This window comes from Candidatus Cloacimonadota bacterium (genome assembly GCA_011372345.1).
In the GTDB taxonomy this organism is placed as follows: domain Bacteria; phylum Cloacimonadota; class Cloacimonadia; order Cloacimonadales; family TCS61; genus DRTC01.
On record DRTC01000205.1, the window covers coordinates 1 to 5,653 of the forward strand.

Consider the following 5,653-nt stretch of genomic DNA (forward strand, 5'->3'; position numbering starts at 1 on the left):
CTGCGGAACAGGAATATGTGCTGCTGTTTTTTCAGGGACAAAACAGAATTTGCTTAAGCATTTTGTAAATGTCAAAGTTCCGGGTGGAGAATCAAAAGTCGAGTTTAACGGGAAACATATTTATTTGATCGGGGAAGTGAGTTTTGTATTTTCCGGTGTTTATGAGATATGAGGACTTTTAAAATCCTTGAAAGGATTAATTTCTTCGGATTTGTTTCAATATTCCCACAGTTGAAACTGAGGGTTAATCTGAATGAGATAACAAGAGAATCCACAATTTCAGTTGTGGGATTAAAGCATTAACATTCACACTTTTTAATCAGTTCAATGATTTCCAGAATATTTAAACAAGAGTTTTGCTAAATGAAAAAAATAATTATCCTTTCCCTTATTCTGCTTTCCTTTTCGATAATATCCGCAAAATCGAACTGGCTCGGAAAGGACAAGGTTCTGCATCTGACCGGAAGTGCATTTATCACCTATTGGAATTATGGAGTCAGTCACGATATTTTCCGCAATCCGAAAAAGAACAGTATTGTTATTTCCGTTAGTATCACATCTTTATTTGGAATCGGGAAAGAGACGAGTGATAAATATGTGAAAAAGACCAAATGGAGCTGGCACGACCTGGTTTATGATGCTGTCGGGATTTCACTGGGAATGGTTTTGATCAATAATTTGAAACTAATCTAAATTATTAATTATTGATTCTTAATTTATTTTCTCATCTCTTCCTGAACCATATTCACCAGATCCAGGATATTTTGGAATTCGTTTAAATATTGAGATTTAACTTTTTTCAGAGGTTTCCCCTTGCCGACGAAAACCTGTCGCACCTGTAAATTGGAAAAAAACTCGACCAGCTCGATGTTATCTGATATGAAAATATTACAGACTTTAGCCAGACAGAAAATCTCCAGGAGATCATTCAGTTTAACATTTTTCACATTCGGATAAATATCTTTTTTAAAAGGAATTCCGGTTAAATAGATATTTGCGGAAAAGTATAATTTCAGCTTCTTGATCAGATTTTCCGTCATTTTGGAGGTTTTCTGATTATGAATATCAAGGGTGAAATGGGGAAATTTATTATAGAAAAATGTATCTTTCATTTTATCGAGTTCGTTCTCAAAACTTTGAAACTCGACTTTTGATTTTCTTTTTGGTAATTTCAAAAAATCAGCAAATTCAATGATCAATTCTTCCGCCTGCTCCGGTTTGGGAATGAACTGCAGGTTGGCAAAATTACCGAGATCCGCAATGATCGCATTTTTGCATTTGGAGAGGACTTTCTTAATATTTTCCGCTTCATTGAAATTTAGAATGATACTGTTATCACAGTTCGGAATTTTACTTTCCGGATGCAAAAAATTGTGATTGGAATTCAGTGCTATCTTTTGAAAAAAAGAAAATGAAAATTCCGGCAGGAAGAAGATGTTTTCTTTGAATGCATCTTTCCAGGAATTTATATATGAGAAAATATGATAAATCCGGTTCGATTCCTGCGGGAAGAACACAATCAATCTTTCTTTTTGAGAACGAATTTCGGTGAAATTCAACTGTTCCGCTTCGAATTTGACTTCGAATAGATTCTTAAATATTTTTTTCTTTAAATTGAACATAATTATTTATCTTTAAGAAACTTTTTTAGGTTGGACTCGACTCGTAACGAAGTGCGAGTCGAGAACAACTTTGAGTCTTGGAGCTGGACTCGACTCGTGACGAAGTGCGAGTCGAGAACAACTTTGAGTCTTGGAGCTGGACTTGACTCGTGACGAAGTGCGAGTCGAGAACAACCATGAGAACAACCGTTTGAAATGGTCGCAATCATCGACTCACATTCCTTTCAGTCATTGCGAGTCAAGTCTTGGAGCTGGACTTCACTCGTGACGAAGTGCGAGTCGAGAACAACCTTGAGAACAACCGTTGGAAATGGTCGTAATCCTCGACTCACATTCCTTTCAGTCATTGCGAGTCAAGTCTTGGAGCTGGACTCGACTCGTGACGAAGTGCGAGTCGAGAATAATTGAACAACCGTTTGAAATGGTCGCAATCCTCGACTCACATTCCTTTCAGTCATTGCGAGTCAAATCTTACTTTTTCCTATTTTCCCAATTCAACTAATTCAATCCTTGATTGGAATCGCGATGAAAACCGTTGTTCCTTCATTTTCTTTACTGTTCAGCCAGATCTTGCCGTTGTGAAGTTTAACGATAAGTTTAGCAGTTGATAATCCGAGTCCCAGACCGCTGGAACGAAATTCAGTTGTTCCGGATTTATGAGCATAAAGGTCATTTAATTCGTAGAATTTGCGGAAAACATTTTCCAGTTCATTTTCCGGAATCCCGATCCCGTTATCCTGAATGAACACGATCAGGCTTTCCTGTCCTTCGACTTCTTCCTGTTGGAAAGCAGAATGTCTCGCTCCGACAGTAACAGTCCCAAAATCTTTGGTGAACCTGACAGCATTCAGGATCAGGTTTTTCAAAAGTAAGGTAAATGCTTCCCAGTTCACTTCGATAGATGGTAATTTGTCTTCGATCTCCAATTTGAAAAACATGTGTCTATCTTTGACAAGATTTTCCAATTCATCAACAACAACCTGCAAAATATCTTTTATATTGGTAATATTCTTATTGATCTCGTTCAATAATTTATACTTGTTAAAATTAATAATATCTTCTGTTGTTAAATATAATTTATCGACACTTTTACTGATCTTCCGAATATCTTCTTCATGAAATTGATAATTTCCGGGTTTTTGCATCCTGTTTACATATCCGTGTAAGGTAACAAGTGGTGTTTTCAGTTCATGAGAGACAATATTAATAAAATCATTTTTCAGATTATCGAGAGATTCAACCTCCTTGTTTTTCTGCCGAAGCGACTCATATTGGAGAGCATTTTTCAGGGAAACAACGATCTGCATCAGCAGCAATTTCATAAATTCTTCATTGATCTCGATTTTGATGCTGTCGGAATTAAAATTATCAATGTATAAAAATCCAAAATCATGATCATCGACGATCAAAGGTGCGCAATAAATATTAAGAGAACTTTGATCAAAATTTACATAACCATCGAAAATTTTGGATTCCTTAGTATCCTGAATAAATATTGGTTTCCTGGTTTTTTGAACTTCACTGAGAACGGTTTTACTAATAAATGCATATTTTTTCAGAAGATGTTTGGAATCATCAAGAGCAATCTTGTAAACATAATTTTCATACTTATCTTTTCTGATCAGGAAACCGCGGGTTCCTCCAATAAAATCAAGAGTAAAAGAGACAACTTCCTGCTCTAATTTATCAAGATCCAGGATCATAAAGAATTTCCGGGTTATTTTCATTAATTTGGTCATTAATTCCATATAATTATTCAACTCGGCAAACTCGTTTATTCTCATCAAAATAGAAGTCAGATGAAAACGCAATATCTTCAAAACAGAGATCTCATCTTTCTGAAATTCCAATTCTCCTTTATCACCAATCACGAAACATCCGACTTTTGCTGTCTTGATCCTCAAAGGTATAAATAAGACATTGCTTCCCATAATTCTTTTTGAAAGAACCAGATTGTTATCCAAACTATTATTGATATTATTCAGAAATTTAGCATTGAATAGTTTCTTATCTTCGATATTCATCGTTAGAAAAGGTGTTTTTTTATTTTTGATTTCATCGCTGAGGATAATGGAAAAATAAAATGGATCCAAGAGTTTATCGATTGTTTTTTCAATGAAAAACTTGATTCTTGTTAGTTCCTTTAATTTTAAGATATCATATAATTCTTCCTGCCAGTTTTCTGAAACAAAAAAAGTTCTTTCAGCGATTTTCAGAGTTTTCAAATGAGAATAATCAGCTATGTAATAATTGGTTTTATTCATATAAATGTTTCTGTCATATTCTGGTAAATCATGAGTTGCATTTTCTATCTTTTTTTTGTATCTTCCAAAGAAAAGTTTTGCCTTCTTGTTGATATTCAAATGAGCGTAAATCTGGATGATTATCTCGTAAGATTCTATTTCCAAAAGGTATAGGTTATTTTTCTGAACATATTCGATAACTGCCAAAAGTTCTCTGATGATTTTCCTGAAACTGATTTTTTCATCTAAGAGCTGGAGCTTTATTTTTCGCAATGCTAAAACTTTTTTCCAATAATTGAAATCATTCTGATCGCACAGATATTCAGCTTTCTGATGCATTTCCGTTGCTTTTTGAACATCTCCCACAGCGAGATAACATTCATTAAGACGGATATAATTTATTGCCTGGGCATAAACGCTTTGCATTTGTTTTGAATATTCAAAAGCCAGTTCAATTACTTCGATTGCCTTTTCGTATTCTCCTTTATTCAGGAGAAGAAATCCATACATCTGGTAATAAAATTCGTTTTCTTTTTTCTCTAAAAAGATACTTTCTGATTTTTCTAATAATTTTTCTATTTTTTCGTAATCTCCGATTTGATGAAGATAATAGAAATATGTCTTGGTCAAAGGAGTTACCTTATAAATGTTTCCTTTAGCAAGACCGGGAACATTTTCTGTAATAAATTTCTGATAATATGAAAAATCATGAATTTTACTTTTTGCAATTGCCAGGTTATTTATAATAGCATCAAAGAATGGTTTGTTTTCCTGTTCTTCTGATTTTCTTAAAGCTTCATGCAGGAACTTTTCTGCTGTATCGAATCTTCCCAACTTTATATTTGCTTCTCCCAAATTTAATAAGCCTAAGATCCTGTTCCGTTTACAATCTACTTTTGAACAGATATCCAGGGCTTCAGTAAAATATTTGACAGCAGTTTTCGTGTTTCCTTTAGTCAGGTTGACATCTCCAAGATTATTCAGAACTGCTGCTAATTTTCTGCGGTAATTAACTTTTTCCCATATTTTCCGGGTGATCCGGAAATTCTTTTCTGCTTCCTCATAATGTCTTTCTCGATGTAAAAATACAGCTAAATTGTTATGCAATGAACCTAACTTGATAAAATAATTAGCATCGTTCTGAGATTTGATAGTTGGTAAAAATTCTTCGATAATATTTATTGCTTCAGATAATTTTCCGGTAAAACCGAAATATAAAGATTTCAACTCGATAAACATGATCATCAAATCATCTGTAAGCTGATATTTTTCCAGTTCGTTAAGACATGCTTTTACTTTTTTAAAATTTTCCTGGAAAAAATAAACCTTACCTAATTTTAACAGAATAAAAGCTTTCATTCGACCTGTAATCGCCTTTTCATAAGCTTTTTCCAGTCGATCGCGAGCTAATTTATATTTCTCAAGAGTTAAAAAGAAAGAACCGATGATCAGATGCCGTTCCGCACAATCCGGCATTTCTCTGATAATTCTTTTCAGTTTTAATGGTACATTATTGTGGGTTGTCCATTCGGAAGTATCAAGGAGCAATTTCAGGTCTTTTTTCCGATCTTTTTCAGCCAGCTCCATTTTGTTTGAAAAATCAACTTCAATAACATCACATATTTCTCTGAAAGCATTTTCATAATCTCCTCTTTCCATATAGATCTTGGTAATTTTTAAAAGATATTCCCTGATACTTTGATAATCATCGATTTGACGAGCATGCTTGATAATTCCCAAGATAATCGGAATTTTTGTGAGGATTTTATCTTGAAAATATTTAAGAAC

General features: G+C 34.0%; 3 protein-coding genes. 1 reads left to right on the forward strand and 2 read right to left on the reverse strand.

Annotation, left to right across the window (positions count from 1 at the left end):
* The first annotated feature begins 363 nt into the window (after nt 1–363).
* Nucleotides 364–693, forward strand: a complete 330-nt coding sequence (locus ENL20_04010) for a hypothetical protein (GenBank protein HHE37720.1) — start codon at nt 364–366, stop codon at nt 691–693.
* Nucleotides 694–716: 23 nt separating this feature from the next.
* Here ENL20_04010 and ENL20_04015 read toward each other — a convergent pair whose 3' ends face one another.
* Complete coding sequence (locus ENL20_04015) at nt 717–1,559, reverse strand: hypothetical protein (protein HHE37721.1); 843 nt, start codon at nt 1,557–1,559, stop codon at nt 717–719.
* A gap of 566 nt (nt 1,560–2,125) precedes the next feature.
* Nucleotides 2,126–5,653 (reverse strand): tetratricopeptide repeat protein (locus ENL20_04020; GenBank protein ID HHE37722.1); only part of this gene is annotated, 3,528 nt, incomplete at its 5' end.